21 protein-coding genes and 1 riboswitch are annotated in these 22,552 nt (G+C 34.2%); of the genes, 11 read left to right on the forward strand and 10 right to left on the reverse strand.

The window, feature by feature from the left end; all coding sequences use genetic code 11:
- Positions 1–74 precede the first annotated feature (74 nt).
- The 4 genes from MUA37_RS00895 (at position 75) to MUA37_RS00910 (ending at position 3,786) form a co-directional block, all read left to right on the forward strand.
- The gene (locus MUA37_RS00895) at positions 75–584 is read left to right on the forward strand and encodes a YfiT family bacillithiol transferase (protein ID WP_135023689.1); all 510 of its coding nucleotides are present in this window, start codon (positions 75–77) and stop codon (positions 582–584) included.
- A 185-nt stretch (positions 585–769) separates the two neighbouring features.
- Entirely contained in the window at positions 770–1,318 is a 549-nt protein-coding gene (locus tag MUA37_RS00900) for an LURP-one-related family protein (RefSeq protein ID WP_262624736.1), read from the forward strand.
- A gap of 358 nt (positions 1,319–1,676) precedes the next feature.
- Positions 1,677–2,354, forward strand: coding sequence for a transglycosylase family protein (locus MUA37_RS00905; protein WP_204172320.1), 678 nt, complete (start codon positions 1,677–1,679; stop codon positions 2,352–2,354).
- A 319-nt stretch (positions 2,355–2,673) separates the two neighbouring features.
- The gene (locus MUA37_RS00910; RefSeq protein WP_142019251.1) at positions 2,674–3,786 is read left to right on the forward strand and encodes a YkvI family membrane protein; all 1,113 of its coding nucleotides are present in this window, start codon (positions 2,674–2,676) and stop codon (positions 3,784–3,786) included.
- Between the two features lie 112 nt (positions 3,787–3,898).
- Here the strand turns inward: MUA37_RS00910 and MUA37_RS00915 are convergent, their stop codons facing one another.
- Positions 3,899–4,315, reverse strand: coding sequence for a DUF2871 domain-containing protein (locus MUA37_RS00915; protein WP_021459493.1), 417 nt, complete (start codon positions 4,313–4,315; stop codon positions 3,899–3,901).
- A 464-nt stretch (positions 4,316–4,779) separates the two neighbouring features.
- Here MUA37_RS00915 and MUA37_RS00920 point away from each other — a divergent pair, with 464 nt between their 5' ends.
- The 3 genes from MUA37_RS00920 to MUA37_RS00930 all read left to right on the forward strand — a co-directional run bounded on the left by MUA37_RS00920 (position 4,780) and on the right by MUA37_RS00930 (position 7,891).
- Positions 4,780–5,508, forward strand: coding sequence for a transglycosylase family protein (locus MUA37_RS00920; protein ID WP_262624737.1), 729 nt, complete (start codon positions 4,780–4,782; stop codon positions 5,506–5,508).
- Between the two features lie 651 nt (positions 5,509–6,159).
- Positions 6,160–6,798, forward strand: coding sequence for a pyroglutamyl-peptidase I (gene pcp, locus MUA37_RS00925; protein ID WP_002510723.1), 639 nt, complete (start codon positions 6,160–6,162; stop codon positions 6,796–6,798).
- 121 nt (positions 6,799–6,919) lie between these two features.
- Complete coding sequence (locus MUA37_RS00930; RefSeq protein WP_204176757.1) at positions 6,920–7,891, forward strand: SMP-30/gluconolactonase/LRE family protein; 972 nt, start codon at positions 6,920–6,922, stop codon at positions 7,889–7,891.
- A 139-nt stretch (positions 7,892–8,030) separates the two neighbouring features.
- Here MUA37_RS00930 and MUA37_RS00935 read toward each other — a convergent pair whose 3' ends face one another.
- The 5 genes from MUA37_RS00935 to MUA37_RS00955 all read right to left on the reverse strand — a co-directional run bounded on the left by MUA37_RS00935 (position 8,031) and on the right by MUA37_RS00955 (position 12,655).
- A complete protein-coding gene (locus MUA37_RS00935; RefSeq protein WP_002510721.1) occupies positions 8,031–8,465 on the reverse strand; it encodes an Hsp20/alpha crystallin family protein in 435 nt (144 codons plus the stop codon).
- 286 nt (positions 8,466–8,751) lie between these two features.
- Positions 8,752–9,702, reverse strand: a complete 951-nt coding sequence (gene trhO / locus MUA37_RS00940; RefSeq protein ID WP_262624738.1) for an oxygen-dependent tRNA uridine(34) hydroxylase TrhO — start codon at positions 9,700–9,702, stop codon at positions 8,752–8,754.
- A gap of 317 nt (positions 9,703–10,019) precedes the next feature.
- Positions 10,020–11,321, reverse strand: coding sequence for an LLM class flavin-dependent oxidoreductase (locus MUA37_RS00945; protein WP_262624739.1), 1,302 nt, complete (start codon positions 11,319–11,321; stop codon positions 10,020–10,022).
- Between the two features lie 30 nt (positions 11,322–11,351).
- The gene (locus MUA37_RS00950) at positions 11,352–12,104 is read right to left on the reverse strand and encodes a 3-oxoacyl-ACP reductase (protein WP_262624740.1); all 753 of its coding nucleotides are present in this window, start codon (positions 12,102–12,104) and stop codon (positions 11,352–11,354) included.
- Between the two features lie 106 nt (positions 12,105–12,210).
- Positions 12,211–12,311: riboswitch (TPP riboswitch) on the reverse strand.
- 128 nt (positions 12,312–12,439) lie between these two features.
- Positions 12,440–12,655 carry a hypothetical protein gene (locus MUA37_RS00955; protein WP_262624741.1) on the reverse strand — a complete coding sequence of 72 codons (216 nt, stop codon included), beginning with the start codon at positions 12,653–12,655 and terminating at the stop codon, positions 12,440–12,442.
- Positions 12,656–12,875: 220 nt separating this feature from the next.
- Here MUA37_RS00955 and MUA37_RS00960 point away from each other — a divergent pair, with 220 nt between their 5' ends.
- Entirely contained in the window at positions 12,876–13,469 is a 594-nt protein-coding gene (locus MUA37_RS00960; RefSeq protein WP_107373700.1) for a type I secretion system protein, read from the forward strand.
- 142 nt (positions 13,470–13,611) lie between these two features.
- Here MUA37_RS00960 and MUA37_RS00965 read toward each other — a convergent pair whose 3' ends face one another.
- A complete protein-coding gene (locus tag MUA37_RS00965) occupies positions 13,612–14,472 on the reverse strand; it encodes a hypothetical protein (RefSeq protein ID WP_262624742.1) in 861 nt (286 codons plus the stop codon).
- Between the two features lie 450 nt (positions 14,473–14,922).
- Here MUA37_RS00965 and MUA37_RS00970 point away from each other — a divergent pair, with 450 nt between their 5' ends.
- Positions 14,923–15,453, forward strand: coding sequence for a DUF4064 domain-containing protein (locus tag MUA37_RS00970; RefSeq protein WP_107373702.1), 531 nt, complete (start codon positions 14,923–14,925; stop codon positions 15,451–15,453).
- A 49-nt stretch (positions 15,454–15,502) separates the two neighbouring features.
- Here MUA37_RS00970 and MUA37_RS00975 read toward each other — a convergent pair whose 3' ends face one another.
- Positions 15,503–17,122 (reverse strand): PucR family transcriptional regulator, encoded by a 1,620-nt coding sequence (locus tag MUA37_RS00975; protein WP_107373703.1) that lies wholly within the window; start codon positions 17,120–17,122, stop codon positions 15,503–15,505.
- Positions 17,123–17,545: 423 nt separating this feature from the next.
- On the opposite strand from MUA37_RS00975, the gene allW reads away from it, so the two are divergent.
- Positions 17,546–19,036, forward strand: coding sequence for an allantoin permease (gene allW / locus MUA37_RS00980; RefSeq protein ID WP_021459482.1), 1,491 nt, complete (start codon positions 17,546–17,548; stop codon positions 19,034–19,036).
- Positions 19,026–20,387 (forward strand): allantoinase AllB, encoded by a 1,362-nt coding sequence (gene allB, locus MUA37_RS00985; protein ID WP_193325200.1) that lies wholly within the window; start codon positions 19,026–19,028, stop codon positions 20,385–20,387. The genes allW and allB overlap by 11 nt, the downstream gene beginning before the upstream one ends.
- 76 nt (positions 20,388–20,463) lie before the next feature.
- Here allB and MUA37_RS00990 read toward each other — a convergent pair whose 3' ends face one another.
- Complete coding sequence (locus tag MUA37_RS00990; RefSeq protein ID WP_142019260.1) at positions 20,464–21,711, reverse strand: Zn-dependent hydrolase; 1,248 nt, start codon at positions 21,709–21,711, stop codon at positions 20,464–20,466.
- Positions 21,712–21,729: 18 nt separating this feature from the next.
- On the reverse strand, positions 21,730–22,548 hold the full coding sequence (locus MUA37_RS00995) for an alpha/beta hydrolase (RefSeq protein ID WP_135023677.1): 819 nt from the start codon (positions 22,546–22,548) through the stop codon (positions 21,730–21,732).
- Positions 22,549–22,552: the final 4 nt, after the last annotated feature.

Below are 22,552 nucleotides of genomic sequence, written 5' to 3' on the forward strand. Positions count from 1 at the left end.
GTTTAATATAGTAAAAACTGAGAATATTAATAACATAACAACTTTATTTAAAAAGAAAGCATAGGTGAAGCTATATGGATGTTAGATTTCCAATTGGTGAATTAGCAGTACCGGAAGATGTGACATTAGACGATGTACAACAATGGTTAGATAATATTAAGGAATATACTTATCAATTACGTACTGTAGTTGATGGCTTAGATGATGAAGCATTGGCGAAAACCTATCGTGATGGTAGTTGGAATGTGCGTCAACTTGTCCATCATATTGCTGATTCACAATTAAATATGTACCAACGTTTAAAGTTGGCGTTAACCGATGATAATCCTCAGGTGACACCATTTATTCAAGATGAATGGGCAGTACAACCAGATACCAACTTAGCGGTTGAACCGTCTATCCGTATGTTAGAAGGCATTAATGAACGTATCGTCGCACTTGGTCAAACTTTAACAGAAGCACAATTAACACGTGTCTTTACGTTACAAGGTAGTGGGGAAATCGATGTCGCTACAAAAGTGGCAAAATTGGCTTGGCACGAAGCACATCATTTAGAGCATATTAAAATTGCATTATCACAATAAGGATAAAACCATTCAAAGTTATTTTAATTTTGAATGATTTTATTGTTCTTGATAACAATGGGAAATGTATTTAACAGAACCTAATAAGACAAAAAATGTACAGTTAAATGAGACACTATATAATGGTAGTTACAGTTTTAGATGGGGTACAATAATAGAAAAGAAAGTGATGGGAGCTAAACAATATGACTAAATATTCTTTTAAAGAAAACTTTTTTAGTACTTCAACGACAGCAATCGATATTTATGATGAGCACAATCAAGCTGTTTTTGCATTGAAATTATATTATGCGTCTACGGCACAAGAAACTTTTGCTTGGTTAGGTAAAAAGAAACATAATTTTGAAATCACCGATGGTCAAGATATATTTCGTGTGCGTCAAGAACGTTCAGTCAGTGGTAAAATTAAAACGCCATTTAAGACGGTATGGGAAGTAGAAAAAAATAATGAAGCCATTGGTACGTTTCGTACAAAGATAGGGTTTAAACCTAAAATGATTTTTGAAGGTGTACAAGGTGATGCCTTAACATTCCAGTCCGGATTTATATCACGAAGTGTCAATGTTACGAATGACCAAAATCAAACGTTAATGACAACCAAATCAGAAAGATTCAAAATTGCGTCACGTCATGATATCGATATTCAAAGTGGTGTTTATAATCCAGCAATGTTACTACTATTATTTCAAGTATTTTATGAATTTCAGGAATATCAACGTAGCAAGTCAGATTGAATAGTCTAAAGTGGATATTGAATAGATGAGGAAAATAAATATTGAATAATAATTCTTTTGTTGTTTTATTTAAAAACAAAAAGAATTTTAAAAAGGTAAAAACCTGCACATTTTGTGATTAAGTTACACGAATATTACAAACATACATATATCACATTCCCTTGATTTACTATTTTAATCGTGTTTTTAGCACTTTTTTGCTTTTTTATTCAGAATTTTCTTGTAATTAAGTTGTAAAAAAACACCTGTTTTTTTCATGTCTCTGTAACCTACTAAGGATTTATGCATGTTACAGTATTACCTGTATTGCAAATCAATCATTACGACGAATTATCTTTTTAGGAGGAGTATTAATTTTATGAAAAAAACAGTAATTGCTTCAACTTTAGCGTTAGGATTAGGCGTAACAGGATTAGCGTCAGGACAAGCAGACGCAGCAGAACAAGATATTAATAAAGAACAATTAGCACAATTAGCACAATCTGGGTCAGCACAATTAGATGCAGCTCCAATTGCAGAAGGTGCTTATAATTATAACTTTACAGTTGATGGTGTGAACTATAGCTTCAAATCAGATGGTCAAAACTTCTCATGGAGTTATGGTGAAGGATCAGGTGAAAAATCATCAGACGCAAGTTCACAATCAAGTTCTGAACAATCTGCTCCAGCAGAAGCATCAGTAGCAGCAGAACAACCACAACAAGAATCAGCGCCACAACAAACAGAAGCAACGACTACAACGTCAACTTCTACAACAACAACTACAACATCTACTGAAGCTTCAAGCGGTTCATCAGTAAACGTTAATTCTCATTTACAACAAATCGCTCAACGTGAATCTGGCGGTGACATTACTGCAATTAACCCAAGCTCAGGTGCAGCAGGTAAATATCAATTCTTACAAAGCACTTGGGATTCAGTAGCACCAGCAGAATATGTGGGACAATCACCAGCTTCAGCTCCAGAATCAGTTCAAGATGCAGCAGCAGTTAAATTATATAACACAGCTGGCGCTTCACAATGGGTAACTGCTTAAGTTTAAGTACTTCAGCTCCAACAAAAGACACGATAAATTGAATGACGATCCTGCTTCTATTAGTGAGAAGCAGGATTTTTTGTGTAAAAATAGGGACTGCAACACTATTATGACTCGGTCTATATCGGACTTCATATTATAGGTTTTATTGATTCTTCTAGTAATATAAGTTAGCATAGAAAGTGCAAGCGTTTTCATTTTTGGCGTATTTAGTACTGTTTTGCATGATTGCAGGCAATTGCTAGCATACATAATGTTGTAAACATGCATTAAATAATTCAATTTTTTGTGGTTACGTGATAAATAAAGGGGATTTATAATGAAGAAAATAATGTTAATCGGAAGTGCATTTATTGGTATTATCGTTGGTGCAGGATTTGCTTCAGGACAAGAAATTTTACAATATTTTACGAGTTTTGGAACGTTAGGGGTTTTAGCTGCTGTTGTTTCTACTATTTTATTTGCATATGTAGGGATGATGTTAGTGTGGTTAGGCAGTAAATTAAAAGCAGAAAGTCATACTGTCGTCATTCGCAAAATTACTGGAGACAGTGTGGCTGGTAAAGCAATAGCTTTAATTGTAGATATTGTGTTAATCATTGCTTTATTTGGCTTTGGTGTTGTTATGCTTGCTGGTGGTGGATCAAGTTTTGAACAGCAGTTTGGCATCCCGGCATTTTTCGGTACAGCATTAATGGCAATCTTAGTCTTTTTATTTGGTATGATGAAAATTGATGGAGTTGTCAAAGTTATCGGTAACATTACACCGCTATTGATTATTTGTATTTTAATCATTGCCGGTTATTGTATCATAACTATGTCAGGTTCATTTAGTGAGTTGAACCAACTCGCTCAAAGTCATAAACCTGCTGTGCCTAATTGGTTTTTAGCAGGGGTCAACTATGTGTCACTTAATGTCGGTTTAGGTGCTTCTATGTCCATCGTAATGGGTGGTAGTGAGAAAAACCCAAAAATAGCTGCTTGGGGTGGCTTAATTGGTGGTCTAATCTTAGGAATCATGATTATGCTTAGTCATTTTGCTATTTTAACGAATATTGATACTGTTGGGCATTTAGCTTTACCAATGTTAGGTCTTGTTAATGATATTTCTCCAATTTTTGGAATCTTTATGTCGATCGTCATTTACCTCATGATTTTTAATACATGCCTGGGTATGTTTTATTCATTAGCAACACGATTTACTAAAAACGATACGAAGCAATTCAAAGCTTTTTATACGATTATGATATTAATTGGGTTTGTTGTAAGTTTTGCAGGATTTAAAGATCTCATGACATTTTTCTATCCTGTTATTGGTTATTTAGGATTAGTGTTAATAGGTGTTTTAATTTATGCACCATTTAAAATGAAGAAATTAGAAAATAAAGCACCTGAACATTATCCAAATAATGTAGGACAAACCAATTCTTAAGTATAGAATAAATTGATTTTGGTTTTTATATAAAAAGGACTAATCCATTTAATACGGATTAGTCCTTTATTTTGAGTACGGAGATTTCTGACCCATTTGTTATATAGTAATGTTATTTATTAGTCACATTAGTTATACGTTTATGCAATAAGTTGAAGAAACAAATAAGTGCTATGGCTAATGTGATATGTCCTAATCCAGAAATACCTGCAATAGCTGGTCCTGCACTGAATCCTTTAATTGTTGCGATACCATTAACATATTGCATAGCAACAGTGATTAATAATCCTAAATGATAGAGATAAAAGAAGTAATTAAATAAAGTTTTATGCTTCGTTATGTTGAGTTGAAGTTCAATAATCATAAATATTAAAAACATGATAGTTCCTAAAACGAGTAAATGTGTATGTGTTACATTTAATTGCGAATAACCACTAAATTCTTCTGCTTTTGTCATTTCTCGATAAAATATGCCACTAAGTAAGCCTAAAATTGTATAAAATGCTGAGCTATACATTAACTTTTTCATTGTACTATCCTCCTATGTGTTAATTGAATAGTTTTACTATAATGTCTATTTATGAACTGAAGATGAACAATAAGTACGGATAGCACAATAAAAACAGACAAAACTATCCTAATTATTTAGTTATTACTTTTCTAAAAATAATTTATATAATAATGCTAAAAATAAAGTTATATAAAGGTGTTAACATGCATTATTTTCGCACTAATTACATGAATATTACAAAGTTGAATTGCAAATAATTAAACTATAAAGGACAGTGCCAGTTTATAAATGAGCTTAATGAAGGGGATTTGGTCATTTTGAATGTCATTGGGATGTAAAAAAAAGCTTGTTTTTTTTATCTCACTGTAACCTACTAGGGTTTTATAAGTGTTAAAGTGGCTCTTGTAGTTGAAATTGATAGCAAAAAACGATTTTAATTTATATTAAACTTAAAACATTCACCTTTTAGGAGGATATTAATAATGAAAAAAACAATTATCGCATCAACATTAGCAGTTGGACTAGGAGTTACAGGAGTAGCGTCAGGACAAGCAGACGCATCAGAACAAAATATAGATAAAGCACAATTAGCAAATACAGCACAAAATAACCCTCAACAATTAAATGATGCACCAGTTCATGAAGGTTCTTATAACTATGATTTTAATCATGATAAAGTAGATTATAACTTTGATTCAGATGGTACTTATTGGTCATGGAGTTACAATGGCTATGGTCAAGGAGCAGCTGACACTAGTGCTCAATCAACTCAAGGTACTGAGCAATCAGCACCAGCTGAACAAGCAACTAATAATACAGAACAAACAGCTTCAACAGAACAAAGTGAGCAAGCTGAAGAGCCACAACAAACAGCTGCACCACAAACTGAGCAAACTGAACAACCACAACAAGAGTCTACTTCAGCATCTTCTGAAGACACTAGCTCAAGTGAAGCTTCAAGTGGTTCATCAGTAGAAGTGAACGATCACTTAAAACTAATCGCACAACGTGAATCAGGTGGCGACATTCATGCTACTAACCCTTCATCAGGTGCTTCAGGTAAATATCAATTCTTACAAAGTACATGGGATTCAGTAGCACCAGCTGAATATCAAGGTCAACCAGCAGCATCTGCACCAGAATCAGTACAAGATGCAGCGGCAATGGAACTTTATGAAACTGAAGGTGCTTCACAATGGGTAACTGCTTAATTTAAGCATTTCATTTTAAACCCACACTAATATCCCTACCTCTTTTGAGATAGGAATAAGACTGTCGACAAAGTCTCTGACTTTGTTGGCAGTTTTTTTATGAACGCTTTCCCAGGCACAGCCTCAGCCTGTAGTCTCCTGCTAGTACTCTTCCCACAGAAGCCGACCCCAATTCCTGCCGATATGGTGTTGAAAATATTGCTTATACAAAAATGATTTAGTATCAAATTAATGAGACAAGAGGCTGGGACAATATTGATTCGTCCTAGTCTCTTGTCATATTGGCAATAGCTGACTGTATTGAAAATGCGCTTTAAATCAAGCTTTTTTCAATACTAGTCATCCTTGCCGGGGTGGGACGACGAAATCTTTTTATCAAATTAGATTTCTGTCCCACTCCCTTAATGTTATTTGGTTTTACGCAATAAGTATATTTTATTGTGTGTCATTTTTCCTAAGTGTTGTAATTTTATTCTAAAGTGTATGGAAATGAAATAATTAAGGTTAGAAATTTTATTTTCTATAAAATTTAATGTATATATTATAATGGAGCTGTTGAAGAGTTTAGAATTAAAAAACGAACTGTAGATTTTGAACTTTCATTAAATTACGCTGTAGAATTAATGAGTGAAATAAGAAGGGGGATAGTTTATGAACATCTTAGTTGCAGCTTTTGAACCATTTGATGGTCAAGTGCTAAATCCAGCTTTAGAAGCACTGAGACAATTACCACATGAAATAGGGAAGCATAAGTTAACTAAATTAGAATTACCTACAGTATTTTATGAAGCGAATGATGTACTGATTCAATGTGTACAACAAAAAGATATTGATGCGATATTAACAATCGGGCAAGCGGGAGGCCGTAGCGCATTAACACCAGAACGCGTAGCAATAAATATAGACGATGCACGTATTCCTGATAATAAAGGGCAGCAACCTATTGATACACCTATTCAACAAGACGGTGCACCGGCTTATTTTTCAAATATGCCAGTAAAAAGAATGACTGCAGCAATTCAACAAAGTGGCGTGGAGGCAAAGTTATCAAATACAGCAGGAACTTTTGTTTGTAATCATATTTTTTATCAATCAGGTTATCTACAAGCAACACAATATCCCCAATTGTTATTTGGCTTTATTCATGTGCCCTACATATCTGAACAATGCAATGTACAAACAGCTACACCGTCATTGTCGTTAGCTACTATAGTGACAGGTTTAACAGCAGCTATCACAGCAATTTCATATGATGACGATGCGTCACTAGTATTAGGTCAGACTGAATAGTAAGATTTTATGCTACAGTCGTAGGAATACTATGTAAAAAGTGTGACGTGTTCTTACTTTCATTTGAGAAAACGCTATCATACAATGGATAAATAAACTTATAACAGAAAGGAAGTTAGTTATGACAAATAATAATTTACCAACATTAACGTATACAGGTGCTTCAAAGAGTGCGGTACCTATTATTAGTGAAAGTGATTTACAAACAGTGACAGCAGAACCGTGGTTGAAAATATCGGATGAGGGATTACAGTTAGAAGGCTTGTGTTTTGATAGACAAAAAAATCTTTTTTTATGCGAAGTTTTTGGGGGCAACATTTTTAAAGTAGATATGGCAACACAAACGATTACTAATCCTTTTCAGTCTACTAAAGATAATCCGGCAGCGGTTAAGATACATAAAGATGGACGGTTGTTTATTTGTTATTTAGGGGACTTTAAAAATACGGGCGGTATATTTGCGTCTGATGAACAAGGGGAGAACTTTGAAACGATTATTTCTGATATTACATCAGAATATTGTGTAGATGATTTAGTCTTTGACAGTAAAGGCGGATTTTATTTTACTGACTTTAGAGGGTATTCCACTAATCCACAAGGTGGCGTGTATTATGTCTCGCCCGATTTCAAGACAGTAACACCAGTGATTCAAAATATAGCGGTAGCCAATGGTGTAGCACTTAGTACAGATGAACGTATTTTGTGGGTGACAGAAACGACAACCAATCGTTTGCATCGTATTGAATTATTAGAAGATGGCATAACGATCGCGCCGTTTGGAGCTACTATCCCATATTATTTTACAGGTCATGAAGGTCCGGATTCTTGTTGTATCGATAGTGATGATAATTTATATGTAGCGATGTATGGTCAAGGTAGAGTGTTAGTATTTAATAAAAAAGGTTATCCTATAGGTCAAATTTTAATTCCAGGTCGTGACGAGGGTCATATGTTACGTTCAACACATCCTGCATTTATTCCAGAGACCAATCAGTTATTAATATGTGCCAACGACATTGAACAAAATGGTGGATCATGGATATATACAGTGAATGGCTTTGCATCAGGACATCACAGTTACCAATTTCAATAATATAAAAAAAGATGCTAGGACATAATTGCTTCGTCCTAGCATCTTTTTTAGTTCAGTTACCCTTGATTGGGTGGGAGAATGAAAATTATTGATTAAAAATAGGTTTCTGTTCTACCTCTATATAAGTGATTGTTAGTAATTAATCGATTTGTATTTGACTATCTGAGTTATCTTGTTCTGATTTTGGCAGTGTAACGTTTAACATGCCATTATCATAAGAAGCTTTAATTGCTGTTTGGTCTACACCATTAAAAGTAAATTGACGACGGACATTGCTGTAACCGCGTTCTTTACGAATTACGCGACCTTCTTCGTCTTCTTGGTTGTTTTCGATAGATTGTTTACCTTCGATAGTTAAAATATTATTATCAAATGTTAGACTAATATTTTCTTTATCCATGCCAGGAAGTTCTGCTTCTACTACATAAGCGTTGTCTAATTCTTTAATATCAGTTGTAATACTAGAAGCACTAAAAGGGGACTGGTTAAAAACTTGACGTCCTAAATCTTTAATGAAATCACCTTGATTAATATCGAAAAATGAATTGTTGAATGGTCTCATATCAAAAGCCATCATACATCTCTCCTTAATCATAATAAATTAGGTCGAAGTACCAGTATTGAAGATATGCAATGACTTCAGCACTGATCTCTTCTTTAACCTTACAACTATATTATAAGACAATGGTCAAAGTTAGTCAACATTAAAGTTTGACTATTTTTGATTAATTGCCAATTGCTTGAACAAATGCAATTATAGTAAGTCGCTAGGTGGCAATATGGCATATTGTGCAATAAAAAAAGAGCAAAGAAGTCATCACCTATGTAAAGTGATTGATCTTCTTGCTCTGTTATAAAAATTAATGTGCAAATTGTTTAAAGTTTTCTAAACGTTGCGCTTTTTCTTCTTCACTAATATTATGTTTGGCAACATAACGGTTTCTTTCGTGTGTTGCACATTCGTGTGAACAAGCGCCTAAATAACGCGCTTCATTTTCTTCAGAAACTAAAATTTGCTTATTACATTCAGGATTACTGCAATTGATGTAACGTTCGCATGGTGTACCATCAAACCATTCTTTACCGACTACTGTTTTTTCAACTTGGTTAATTTCTACGCTGATACGTTCGTCGAAAACGTACATTTTGCCATCCCATAATTCGCCTTGTGTTTCTGGGTCTTTGCCGTATGTTGCGATGCCATCTTTTAATTGTGCAACATCTTCAAAGCCTTCTTTTAATAACCAACCAGAGAATTTTTCACAACGAATACCGCCTGTACAATACGTAACAATTTTTTTATCCATAAATTGTTCTTTATTTTCTTTAATCCAGTCTGGTAAGTCTCTGAAACGAGTGATGTTAGGACGAACGGCACCACGGAAATGACCTAGATCATATTCATAGTCATTTCGTGCATCGATTACGATTGTATCGTCTGATTCTAGTGCCTCTTTAAACTCAATGGGTGATAAATATTTTCCTGTTAGTTCATTTGGATTTACATCTTCTTCTAAATCAAGCGCGACTATTTCATTACGTGGACGTACGTGCATTTTTTTGAATGCGTGACCTTCTGCTGCGTCTATTTTGAACGTAATGTCTTTGAAACGAGGATCAGCTTGCATTGCTTCCATATATTTGTTTGTCGCTTCTGTTGTACCTGAAACGGTACCGTTAATACCTTCAGTTGATACTAAAATACGCCCTTTTAGTTCTAAGTCTTTACAAAAATCTAAATGCTCTGATGCGAATGTTTCGGGGTCATTAATGGTAGTGTATTTGTAATACAATAATACTTGATAATCCATAAATCGATTCTCCTCTATATAGTCTTTTAGTACATCATATTGAAATATAAGACTGAAATAGTCAGTGCAAGCACTAGCTAATCTTTCAGTGATAAGTTAAGTTTATATGTCGTTTTTCATTAGTTCTACGACAAAACAATCCATACTATATTCTAACAAAAAAGGGAAATTATTCAATATGTTAGTTTGAGAAAGATAAGAAGTTATAGATAAGAAGTTAAGTAATAAAATTTACATATGTTAATATGATACGATGTTATAAAAATACTTTGTCACGAGTGATAAAGCTCACTATTATGTGAACATGAAACGGATAACTAAGATAAATTGAGGTGTTCACGAAAAGTATGTCCTGTATAAGTAGTACGATATAAACCTCTACGTTGTAATTCAGGAACGACTAACGTTACAAAATCGTCCAAACTATTAGGTAATGTAGGTGGCATTAAATTAAAGCCATCTGCAACACCAGCTTCAAACCAACGCTCCATTTCATCGACAATCATGGATGGTGTACCAATTAAAGTCAAATGACCACCACCGGCATTTAAGTAACCTAAGAGTTCTCTGACAGTAGGTTGTTCATCTTGAATAATTTGCAATATTGTCTCGTAACGACCGACTGGTCCGGTAAAATCTTCTACTGGTGGAAGGGGAGGTACTGGTGCATCAAGCTCCCACTCAGAGCAGTCTTGCCGAATAAAACCACTCAGTTGATTGAGTGCAGTTTCAATAGGGAGTAAGTCATCTAAAGCTTGTTTCTTTGCAAGTGCAGCTTCATATGTTTCACCTACATAAGTGACTAAACCTGGAAACACTTTGATTGTTCTTGTCGGTTGTGAACTATGAGCTATTTTTTCATGTAAACGTTGAATATATTTTTGTGCTTGCTCCATATTCCAAGCTACAGCATAAACTGCATCTGCAAAATCGGCAGCCAATGTCACACCTGGTTCGGAGGCACCGGCTTGCATTGCTACAAGATCGCCTTGTATACTGCTGGGTGTAGTTGATGGCCCAGTCACATTAAAATAATCCCCACGATAATTAAAGGATTGTATGTGTTCTGGTTCAATAAGTGCATGTTGTTCACGTTGATGAATAAAATTAGAAGTGTTCCAAGAATTTAATAATTTGTCCATCACTTCTGCAAATTCTCGTGCTTTGGCATAACGTGCATCATGGGCAGGTAATTGTGGCAAGCTATGGTTTTGTGCTTCATTATCAGTCATCGAAGTCACAAGATTCCAACCTACACGACCACCAGATAAATGATCTAAACTTAGTAATTGTCGTGCTGCAGTGAAAGGATTAGCAAAAGTACTAGAAATTGTAGAAACAAGACCGATATGTTGTGTTACTTGTGCGATAGCCGCCAAATTGATCAACGGATCAAACCAAAATGCTGGCATATCACTTGCAGATTGCGCTGGGAAAGATTGATTATCAGCAAAAAAGACTGCATCAAACAAGCCTCGTTCAGCTATTTGTGCTAATGATTGATAATAACTACTATCTCCAATACGCTCAACACTAGAATTTGGCTGTAACCAAGCAGCTTGATGATGTCCACAAGCATACAGTAAGACTCCAATATTAAGTTGTTTTGTTTGTGTCATGTACTTACACCTCAGTTGTTATAGAATAGATTAATTCATTGTTAGACCGCCGTCGACAGTATAGTTTTGACCTGTGATGCCAGTTGCATGTTCACTTGCCAAAAAGGCCACCATATGTGCGACGTCTTGAGGAGATGTGACACTTTTGAGTGGGGTAGTTTGTTTAATTAAATCAAACACTTCATCAGAAGTGGCAGCACTGGCATCCGTTGTTTTCAATAAACCGCCGGACACTACGTTGGCACGTATACCATATTGGCCTAATTCGGCAGCAATATTACGTGTGAAACCAATTAATCCTGCTTTAGCTGTCGTGTATTCATGGTAAGGTACGACTGGATTTTGAAAAAGATTCGTTCCAATATTAATAATTGCCCCATGGTGACGTTTTATAAATTGAGGGGCTACACTTTGTGTAGTATTGAAAGCGGCTTTTAAAGTACCATCTATTTGTTGTTGGTAATCTGACCAAGATAATTCAGTAAAAGCTTTTTGTGCGTTGGGATCAAATTTAAAGCCAACTAATGCGTTATTGACCACTACATCAATTTGACCGAAATGTTCTGTTGCAGTAGCAACTAAGCGATCGACTTCATCACGTTGTGTGACATCAGCTTGGATGGCGATTGCTTGTGATTCCCCAATGCTTTTTACTAAGTCCAATGCTGCATCTTTACTTTTATGATAATTGATGGCGACTTGAAAACCTTGTGCTGCTAAAGTTTGTGCAATAGTTGCACCTAAACCTCTACTACTACCTGTAATAAGTACTGTTGTTGTCATACGTGCTCACTCCTTTTTAAATAAAAAAATACACAACCCTCCATAGGAAAGTTGTGTAAATAAAATCAAATATATAATAGGGTAGTCTAACCCCTTGATATCATACATGTGTTGATTCACACTTTCCTACGCTAGTATCAACTAGATCAGGTTCAAAGGGTTTGAGCTACAGCTCATCTCAGTCTGAAAACACCCCTAGTGCGTGTATTTAATTATCTTCAATGTAACGATTTACCATTGCAAAGTCAAGTTTGGTTTGATAATAGATAAGCAAGAATAAGCGCAAAGCGATGGTTATAACACCATCGCTTTTGTATATAAAATGTAAATTTGTATTATTTTTGATTACTATAGATTAAAGCACCGATAAGACCAACAGTACAAACAGCAAAAATAATATTCATAATCGCTAATACTTCAATAATGACGACGTCTTTGCCTAAGCGTTCAAAAGCATTTAATTCTATTTCTTTTTCAGAACTTACACTAGCTTCAATACGTGACTCTTTATCTACTAAATCTTTATGCATACGATTATTTACTTTTGGCATCTTATCTCCTCCTCAATACTGTAATTATATTGTTCCCTATATAACTAGAAGTCAATCATAAGTTAGTTAAGTACACCGCAGTATCTTTCAAATAGTAATATCTGTATTTATGTAATAAAAAATAATATATATTAAAAAAATAATGAATTATATTTTAATTTTTTGACAATTATTGTATGATATTTATAATAATTTAATAAATAAAAAGAGGTGTATTCAAATGACGGAGTTTATTGCAGCATTAGCAGGTGGATGTATTGCATTATTAGGTGTTTGGTTACAATTCAAACGTGAAGATAAGGAAAAGATGCAAGATTATGAAAATGACTTGGTCAGCATGATAGATTTAATAGTTTATAAAGTAGCTCGCATTAGAAATATTAAATTAAATCAAAATACGGCGTTCTTAAATAAACAACGAACAACTGAGATTTTTGAAGAGATTCAGGATGCATTTCATTCATTGGATAGACAAATACAAGATTTTATTTTAACTACAAGTCACCATAGCAACAGTTCAAATGAAACGATACAAGATTTTCTGAGAAGATATGAACCTTTTGAAGGTCATTTTAATACATTTAAAATTGCTTATAATATTTATGTGGATTGCTATGGAGATGAAAAGCATGATACGGCTAACATTGTGAGGTCTAAAATTACATTAGATAAAGAAGTATATGAATTTATCAATAAGTTGAAAAATTTTGCAAACAAACGATATAATCATAAAATTTTTGAACCTAATCTAAAAGAAGTTGAAGTTGTTAAAACAAATAGTAGAACGACATATAAAAATGAATCGAAATCATAATTCAATTTGAACAAATCTATATCAATTTACATATTAAACTATGGAAAAACATCCCTTTAATTTTCCTAAACTAAAGGGATGTTTAATTGAGTATTTTAATATAATATATTGAGTTGCAAAGGTTTAAGGACAAATCCCTATATTATATTTCTTCACCATCTTCATCGTATTTGGTTACTGTTCCGTCACTATCAATAATATACGAACCTGCTAAATTACCGTCTTTATCTTCAAATGAGAAGCCCCAACGTCCATCCTCCATTTTTTCTGGTTCTTTGAATGTGTAAGTATCAGTATCAAGTGTTTCTCCTTCATACTCTTCAACTTTATCAATAACATTATCACGTGTAACTTCTTCGTCAGCCGTACTGTCACTGGCATCAAATTCGTAGTCTTCAGGATTACCTTCGGAGATAATATATTTTACGTTATCAACTTTACTTTGAGACGGATTTTTTAATGTTACTGTTTGGGCATTATTTAAAATTTTAGAAGTCTCTTTCACAGTAAAATCATCTTCATCCCAACTACTATCTTGAAAATGACTAGGGACATCATAAATTGTAATAGTACCATCATCATTATCTTTATAATAAACACTGCCAGCAGCAGTAGGAGAAGCTGCTATTAGTTGTGTTCCCTCAGGTAAAGTTTTAGAAGCAGAGGTATTATATGGATTAATAGGTTGACCAGAAACATCGACGTGCTCTAGCTCTGTGTCTGAAACATCATTTGTACTACCGCCATTTTTTTCAATGCCAGTAATCCAAACTTTGGCATAATGTTCTTTTGATTGAGTATTTTCATTTTGATTATTTGCTTGATTTGAATCATCATTTGTAGAATCTTGGTCGTTATTAGAAGACTCATTATTCTTTTGAGATTGTGTTTTGTTATTATCTTTATCATTATCTTTTTCTGAGTCGGTGCCAATATTGATAGTACATGCTGATAAAAATAAGGATGCTGATAAAATAGTTGCTACAATGATTTTATTGTTCATAAGTAATATATCTCCCTTTCTAGTCATGTTATTAGTAATTATACACTAAATTGCACAATATAATAATGTTAAATTAAGATATATATTTTCTTTTAATTTTAGATGCTATGTTTTTAAGTGTCATTACATTGCTAATGTAATGAAGAATGTTTGATTTGTTGAAATGCAGTTAATTATAAAACTGAAGACTAACACAATAGGCAAACAGGATTTATTAAATTGATATATAAACGTTCTAGAGAAGGGTGGAATTTTTAGAAGAATGAAAGTTATAGTCTGTCTAATAAGAGTGTAAAATAGTAAATAAAATAATTAGTATAAAATTAAAAGTGAAGTCTATGTAAATTACTAAATAACACTATTAATGCAAAGTGCAATATAGTAATATAAAAATAAATATTACAAAGAAACTCTATTGAAAGTTTAATAATTTAGAAAGGGGTTTATATAATGATAAAACGTACTGGAGAACGTGTTCTAGCGTGGATTGGCGTAGGCATCCAGCTACTTGGTGTCTTAATATGGGGAGGTTTGCTACTATTCATGGGTTCATCTGGGTTTAAAGAAGAACTACGTGCAGATAATCCAACGCTTTCACCAAGTCAAGCAAGCGAATCAGCTAATGTTTTCTTTATAATCATGGGTGTAGGTCTTGCAATTGGTTTGATTGTGTTAATTGGAACTATTATTGGTGCTATTAAAATTGGTAAAAGTAACAAATTAGCAGGAATTTTATTATTAGTTTTTGGTATTATTTCGTTAATTTTTAATTGGATTAGTGCAATTCTGTGGATTATTGCAGGTATTATGCTATTAGTTAGAAAGCCTGCACCGAACTTATCTAGTGATATATCAAGAGCTGAGCACACTGCTAATAATCATAATGATATTCCAACTGAGAATAATGATAGTGAACATCAATCAATGAAAAGCTTAGATGAGGTAGAGCGACGTAAAAGCGACGATCCATATAAATATTAAACATAAAAACAACGGTTAGCTTCTTAAAGAGGTTAACCGTTGTTTGTTATTAATCAAAAGTTATAGATTCAGATACATATAAAGCAATACGAATGTTAAGTGAGTTCATTGGATCTTCAATTTCTGAGCCGATAATGTTACTACATTTGTTGATACGATATTTTACCGTATTACGATGAATGTATATTTTTTCAGCCGTTTTAGTAATGTCACACTGATTGTCCATATATACTTTCAATGTCTGTTTAAGTTCAGAATCCTTTTTAGTTTTTGGTTGATACAATTTTCCTAAAATATGTTTAGTGAATGGTAAAAGTTTTTCCTGTGGAATCATTTGTAATAATTCATTGATATTTTTAGATTGATAAAATGTAATAAACGATTTTTGACCTTCCTGCACCGAACTTTCATAAGCTTCATTAGCTTCAAAGAACGAAGAAGCTAGTTGCGTGAATTCAATTACTTCATTACCAATACCAAAGGATAGGGTGCCATCAAAGTAAGTGTTATATTTTTGTTGAATGTGTTGCAAATCATCCATATAATGATCATTTTTATTTTGTAATAATATCGCAAAGCGATTACTACTGAGTAATTTATAAACACTAATGGCAGGATCTAGCAATGCAAATTCATTTTTTAGCCAGTAATAAGTAAGTTGATGACGTTCATTCAAATAATGACTGTTTTGTAGCGTATCTTGGGCATCCAGATCACCGATGATAATTTGATAATAATCTGAGCGGTAAATATAATATTGCTTTAATAACTCTGAATGTTTTTTGATTGATAGTGTTTGATCACCTTGATTGTTAACCAATGATTCGAAAAAGCGATTAATATCATTTTGTGCAGCTTCATCAATTTTAATATTTTTATAAATTGCAAATCCTAGGACGCTAACGACTTGTTCGATCGTCAGTAAACTGAAAGGATATGATAATTTATTCACTTCTGACACCATTAGATAGTATGGAAAATAAGTATAGCTCAGCACTTTGAAAATAACATGATTTTCACTTTCAAAAGTTTGTTTGTCTTTTTCATAACGTTCTGCTTCTTGATGATGGTTTTGGAAATACGCAATGTGCTCATCGGCTAATGCTTTATTTTGTTGATAATGATGACTTTGTGCTTCTGGTTTTTTAAATGGATCAAATAAAATGATCGGTACACCTAATAATTTACTCATGCGTTCAATCATTGTAGAAACACTAAAACCTTTCATAATGAGTTGATTGAGCTCTTGTTGAATATTTAAAGCGTAATTTAATTTACCCGTTTCAGAGTCGGACACGTAAGCAGATATATGATGTGTGATATCTCCTAAATTCCAATTTTCAGGTATTTCTATCAAAGGGAACTCTAAACTATTCGCATAATCGATTACATCTTGGTCAATTTGATGTAAAAAGCGTGATACTTTGATACCTAGTCCAGCCGTACGTATATCGTGTAAGTCTTTGATTAATTGTTTTAAACCTTCTTGGCTTTCTTGAAACAGTACGCCTGTTGTAAGAATAAAGGTATGTGCTGATGTAAAATTTTTAATATCATCGTTCTCTGTAATATCCAACGTTGTTACTTCTGAAGATAAGTCGCCTTTATGATTAATTAACTTAAGCCCTTCAAACTGTGGGACTGTTAAAATTTCTTCTAATGTAGTCATTACTAGCCCTCCCTGTTAACTTGTGTAATTTTAACAATAAATTAGCGCAAACGCATGTAATTGTCAGTATAAGAATTCCACTTAAATCTAAAGTTGTATGTTATAACAGCGATTTAACGTAGAAATATTTTACGAATATAATTTGTGACTTTGTCTAATAAAACCTCTCTATTAGTTATATACTTTAATGTTGCAATATTCCACTATTAATTTTAATCATGAAATAATTTATATACCATATTTGTGAGAACTGATAAAAAATTATGCTATATAAAATGAATTTTACACCTGTTTTGTTCGAAATACATAATTTTCTTTCAAAGAAATGTCAAAGCGGACAAAGAAAAGCGCTTACAATCGTAATAAACTAATAGATAAAGATTATATAGTCAATAGCTTGCTAAAGCAAAGGAGATATAGCTAATGGAAAGACAGGGGAACCAAGAGCGCTACGATAAAGCGTTTTTCGAACGTCGTGGCTACAACAAGGATATTATGCCGAAAATGGCTGATCAAAGAAATAACTCTGCTTTTAACTTCTTCACGTTATGGATGGGAGCAGTACATAATATACCTAACTATACCGCTGTTGGAGGGTTCTTATTAATTGGACTATCACCACTTCAGGTGATGTTTGCTTTAATATTCAGTTCATTTATTATTGCATTATTACTCGTGGTTAATGGCTATGCTGGTTCAAAATATGGCATACCATTTGCGATGCAATTACGTGAAACATACGGCGAGTACGGTGCAAAATTACCAGGTATTTTACGTGGTGTTATTGCTGGTATCGGCTGGTTTGGTTTACAAACTTTTGCTGGGTCACAAGCACTACTTATTTTGTTAAATAAAATGATTCCGGGATTTAGTGATATTGGTAACGGTGCACAAATTCTCGGTATTTCAATTCCAGGATTAATTGCTTTCTTGATTTTTTGGGCGATTAGTTTTGTAATCGGTTTCGGCGGTGGAGATATTTTAAATAAATTCACTGCAGTATTAAACCCATTAATATATATCGTCTTTGGCGGTATGGCAATATGGGGCTTTATGGTAGCTGGCGGTTGGAACAATATTATGGATTATGATATTGCGACTAAAGAAACAGGCATTATTTATCCAGCTATTTTATCGTTCTTCCTAATTTTTAACTCATTATTGGGTGTTTGGGCAGGACCAGGTTCAAGTGTTGCTGATTTCACACAAAATGCGAAATCGACTAAAGCACAAGTCGTTGGGCAAATTTCAGGTATTGTAGTCGCACATATTTTATTTGCCGTAGCGAGTGTGTTTATTATTATAGGTGGCTCGATTTATTTAGGACACCAAGAATGGAATATCCTAGTTATTATTAATGAATGGGATAACTTCTGGGCAATTTTAATTTCAACGGGTGTACTATTAATGACAACTATTTCTACCAATGCGACAAGTAATATTATTCCAGCTGCTTATCAATTGAGTGCACTAATGCCAAAATTGGTGAATTACAAGCGCGGAGTAATAATTGCTTCTGTGGCAAGTGTGTTGATAATGCCATGGAAGTTAATGGAAGAAGAAGATAGTATCTTCCTATTCTTGAATGCAATCGGAGCGATACTAGGACCAGTTGCTGGTGTGATGATTGTCCATTTCTTTATCGTCAAACGTTGCCAGATCGATATCGATGCGTTGTATTTTGACCTTTATGATAAAAACATAAAAATAAAGCGTTTTAATATTTCAGCATATATTGCAACGATTGTCGGTGTAGCAATTTCACTGCTTGGTTTCTTACCTGGCTTTACAGTGATTTCAGATTTCTCATGGTTTATTGGATTTATCATCGCTAGCATTGTGTATATTGTATTGCATTTTGCATTAAAGAATTTTCCTAAAAATAAAAAAGGAGTGAAGTATCATGAAGTATGATTTATTAATTAAAAACGGTGTAGTCATTTTAGAAGATGGTGCTCAAAACGTTGAAGTTGGTGTGAAAGACGGAAAAATAGCAGCCATCGGACAAGATTTAGGCGAAGCTACTCAAATTATAGATGCTGAAAATCAAATTGTTTCTCCAGGTATGGTTGACGCGCATGTGCATATTACTGAACCAGGTGGAGGTTATCGTGATGGCTGGGAAGGCTATGATACTGGTACACGTGCAGCTGCAAAAGGAGGCGTAACTTCATTTGTAGAAATGCCTTTAAACCAAGTTCCAGCTACAACAGATAAAGCGTCAATTGATGAAAAATTTGATGCAGGTAAAGATGAATTATCTGTGGACGTTGCAAGTTATGGCGGTTTAGTACCATATAACTTAAACGGTGGTATCCAAGAATTAGATGAAGCGGGTGTTGTTGCATATAAAGCCTTCTTAGCTACTTGTGGAGACCGTTCAATCGAAGGTGATTTTGAAAACGTTGATGATTATTCATTATACGAAGGTATGAAACAAATTGCGAAAACAGGCAAAATTTTATCTATTCACTCTGAAAATGCTACAATTACAGATCGTTTAGGTGAAATTGCTAAAGCAAGTGGTGAAACTTCATTGAGTGCTTATGTAGATAGCCGTCCAGTATTTACTGAAGTAGAACCTATCCGTAAAATTATTTTATTTGCTAAAGAAACTGGTTGTCGTGTACATATCGTACATGTTGCTTGTGAAGAAGGCGTAGATGAAATTGTCAAAGCACAACAAGAAGGTGTCGATATTACATGTGAAACATGTACACACTACTTATACTTCTACAAAGAAGAATTAGATGCCATTGGTCCAGTTGTTAAATGTTCTCCACCAATTCGTGAACAATCACGCTTAGAAGGTATGTGGGAACGCGTATTTAACGGTGACATCGGTTTTGTAACATCAGACCACTCTCCATGTACGCCTGATTTAAAAGATACTACAAATGCTTTCGAAGCATGGGGCGGTATTGCAGGATTACAAAATAACGTAGATGTGTTATTTGATGAAGGTGTGCAAAAACGTAATATGTCATTAGCGAAATTTGCTGATATTATTGCTACTGCACCAGCGAAACGCTTCGGCTTAACTGATAAAGGAAGTATTGCTTTAGGTAAAGATGCTGACTTCGTATTTATTAAACAAAATGACGCTTATACATTACAAGCTGAAGATTTAGCTTATCGTAATAAAATGAGTCCTTATATTGGCCGTGAAATTGGTGCGCAAGTAACAAGAACAATTCTAAGAGGCCAAGAAATTTACAGCAAAGAAAATGGCATTTCAGACAACAAAATTGGTCGCTTTATTTAAAAAATAATATAACTTAAAGCAAAACAGCTTTCTATGATGTAAGTCATAGAAAGCTGTTTTTTGTTTATATATAAATTTAAATCAACTGTGTGTCTGCTTGTGCTAATTCAATTGTAGTTGCGATTAAAACATCAATACCTTTAGCAATTTGTTCTGTAGTGACAGATTCATCTGGTGAGTGACTAATACCTGCCTTACATGGAATGAAGAGCATGCTAGTAGGGCAAATATCAACAAAATTCATCGCATCATGCCCAGCACCGCTATACATATAACGATAACTATATCGCAATGTTTCACAATGTTTTTCGGAAATAGCACCAATAGTGCTGTTAAAGGTACCTGGTTGATCCTGACCTAAATCATTAAGGTCATAAGTGATATTACGATTATCACAGATGGCAGTAATTTGTTGTTGGATTTTAGTTACTACTTTTTCACGTATAGCTACTTCTTTCCCTCGTATATCAATAAGCAATGATACTTCACCAGGTATAGCATTCATAGAATTAGGATAGACATTAGCATAACCGACAGTTGTGACGATGCCTTGATTGTGATACATGTTGCCAATGGCTTCGATTTGTAAAATGATTTCTGCCGCAGCTGTTAAGGCGTCTGAACGCATCGGCATAGGAGTGGAACCAGAATGGCTTGTGACACCATGAAGCGTAAGTTTGAAACGATGTGGTGCTGCTACATGAGTGACAATGCCGATGTCTTTTTCTTTGTTTTCTAAAATGGGTCCTTGTTCAATATGCAATTCTAAAAATGCTTTAATGTTATTACGTTCAAATAAAGCAGCTTTACCGTGCATATCTTGAGCAAGTGGTTGAACGATATCATATAAAATATTACCGTCATTGTCTTGGATATCTTTCATATCATCCCTTGTCATTTTACCGGTTAAATATTTACTACCTAAAGTAGCTTCATTAAAACGAGTAGATTCTTCACAAGCAAATGCAATAATAACAATAGGATGATCTGTTTCGATTTGATGCTGGTTGAGATGCTCTACCATTTCTAGTGCAGCGATAACTCCAAGTAGTCCGTCATACTGACCACCGTCTGTCACGGTGTCAATGTGAGAGCCAACAATGACTGGTTGTAATTCAGGGTAACGCCCTTCGCGTCGTGCAATAACATTACCAAAGAAATCAAAATAGACATCAAGTCCAGCTTTTTGACATAGCATCGAAAACTTTAAAGCAGCAAGACGTTCTTGATGTGTAAATGCTAAACGATTAATCCCTCCATTTACGGGATTACGGCCGAAATCATTAAATCCTTTAAAGTTTGCCATGACATTTTGTATATCCATGACACATCACCTCTTTGTTTAATTAGTTAAAGTAGCTAAAAAATCCAAACATTCTTGATAAATTGCAATATTGTAATCATTCACAGTGCGATCGAAATCATGCTCATCTAATGCTAATCGTTTAACTTGTGTTACTGGGATATGCTGCGCGAGATAATCACTTTCACTTATTGGTACATCAGGATCACCAGAACAATGCACAATAAATGTTGGTGGCAATTGTTGCAATTGCTTTGGTGCTAAATTATAGGCACTATCTGTAGAGGTTTGAATTCCTAAATAGTTAAGCCATTGAGCTGCACCACGTGCATGTAGATAAATAGGGTAACGTGCTTGCATAGGTCCAGTTACTAAAGGTGAATCTTGTATTAGTTGCTGCAACATATCAGCTGACACTTGAGTTGATAGTGTTTGATAGGTTGGATGTGGTCTTAAGAAACTAGGTACATGGACTCGACTGTAACCATAAAAGTCCATTATACCAGCGACTTGACGTTGACTTGCAACTTGTAATGCAAGGTAGGAACCAGCAGAGCGCCCAAAAAGTATTAGAGGTAATTCAGGATACAGTTGTGCTACAAAGTCTAGACCAGCAAGCGCATCAGCAATAATCGTATCGATATTACTTTCTGGTGCTAAGCGATAAGACAACATAACGAGATGATAGTCAGTTGTAATTAGGTCTTGATAAGCTTGGGGTAAATCATTGGGTTGTCCAAAGATTAATCCGCCACCGTGGTAATAGACGACGACACCTTTAGCTTGTGAGCCTGTTGCTTCTATGATAGTGATAGGTAATTCAAAGTTATCTTTTGTAGTGATATATTGATGATACACAACA

This window comes from Staphylococcus arlettae, assembly GCF_025560845.1.
Classification (GTDB): Bacteria; Bacillota; Bacilli; order Staphylococcales; family Staphylococcaceae; genus Staphylococcus; species Staphylococcus arlettae.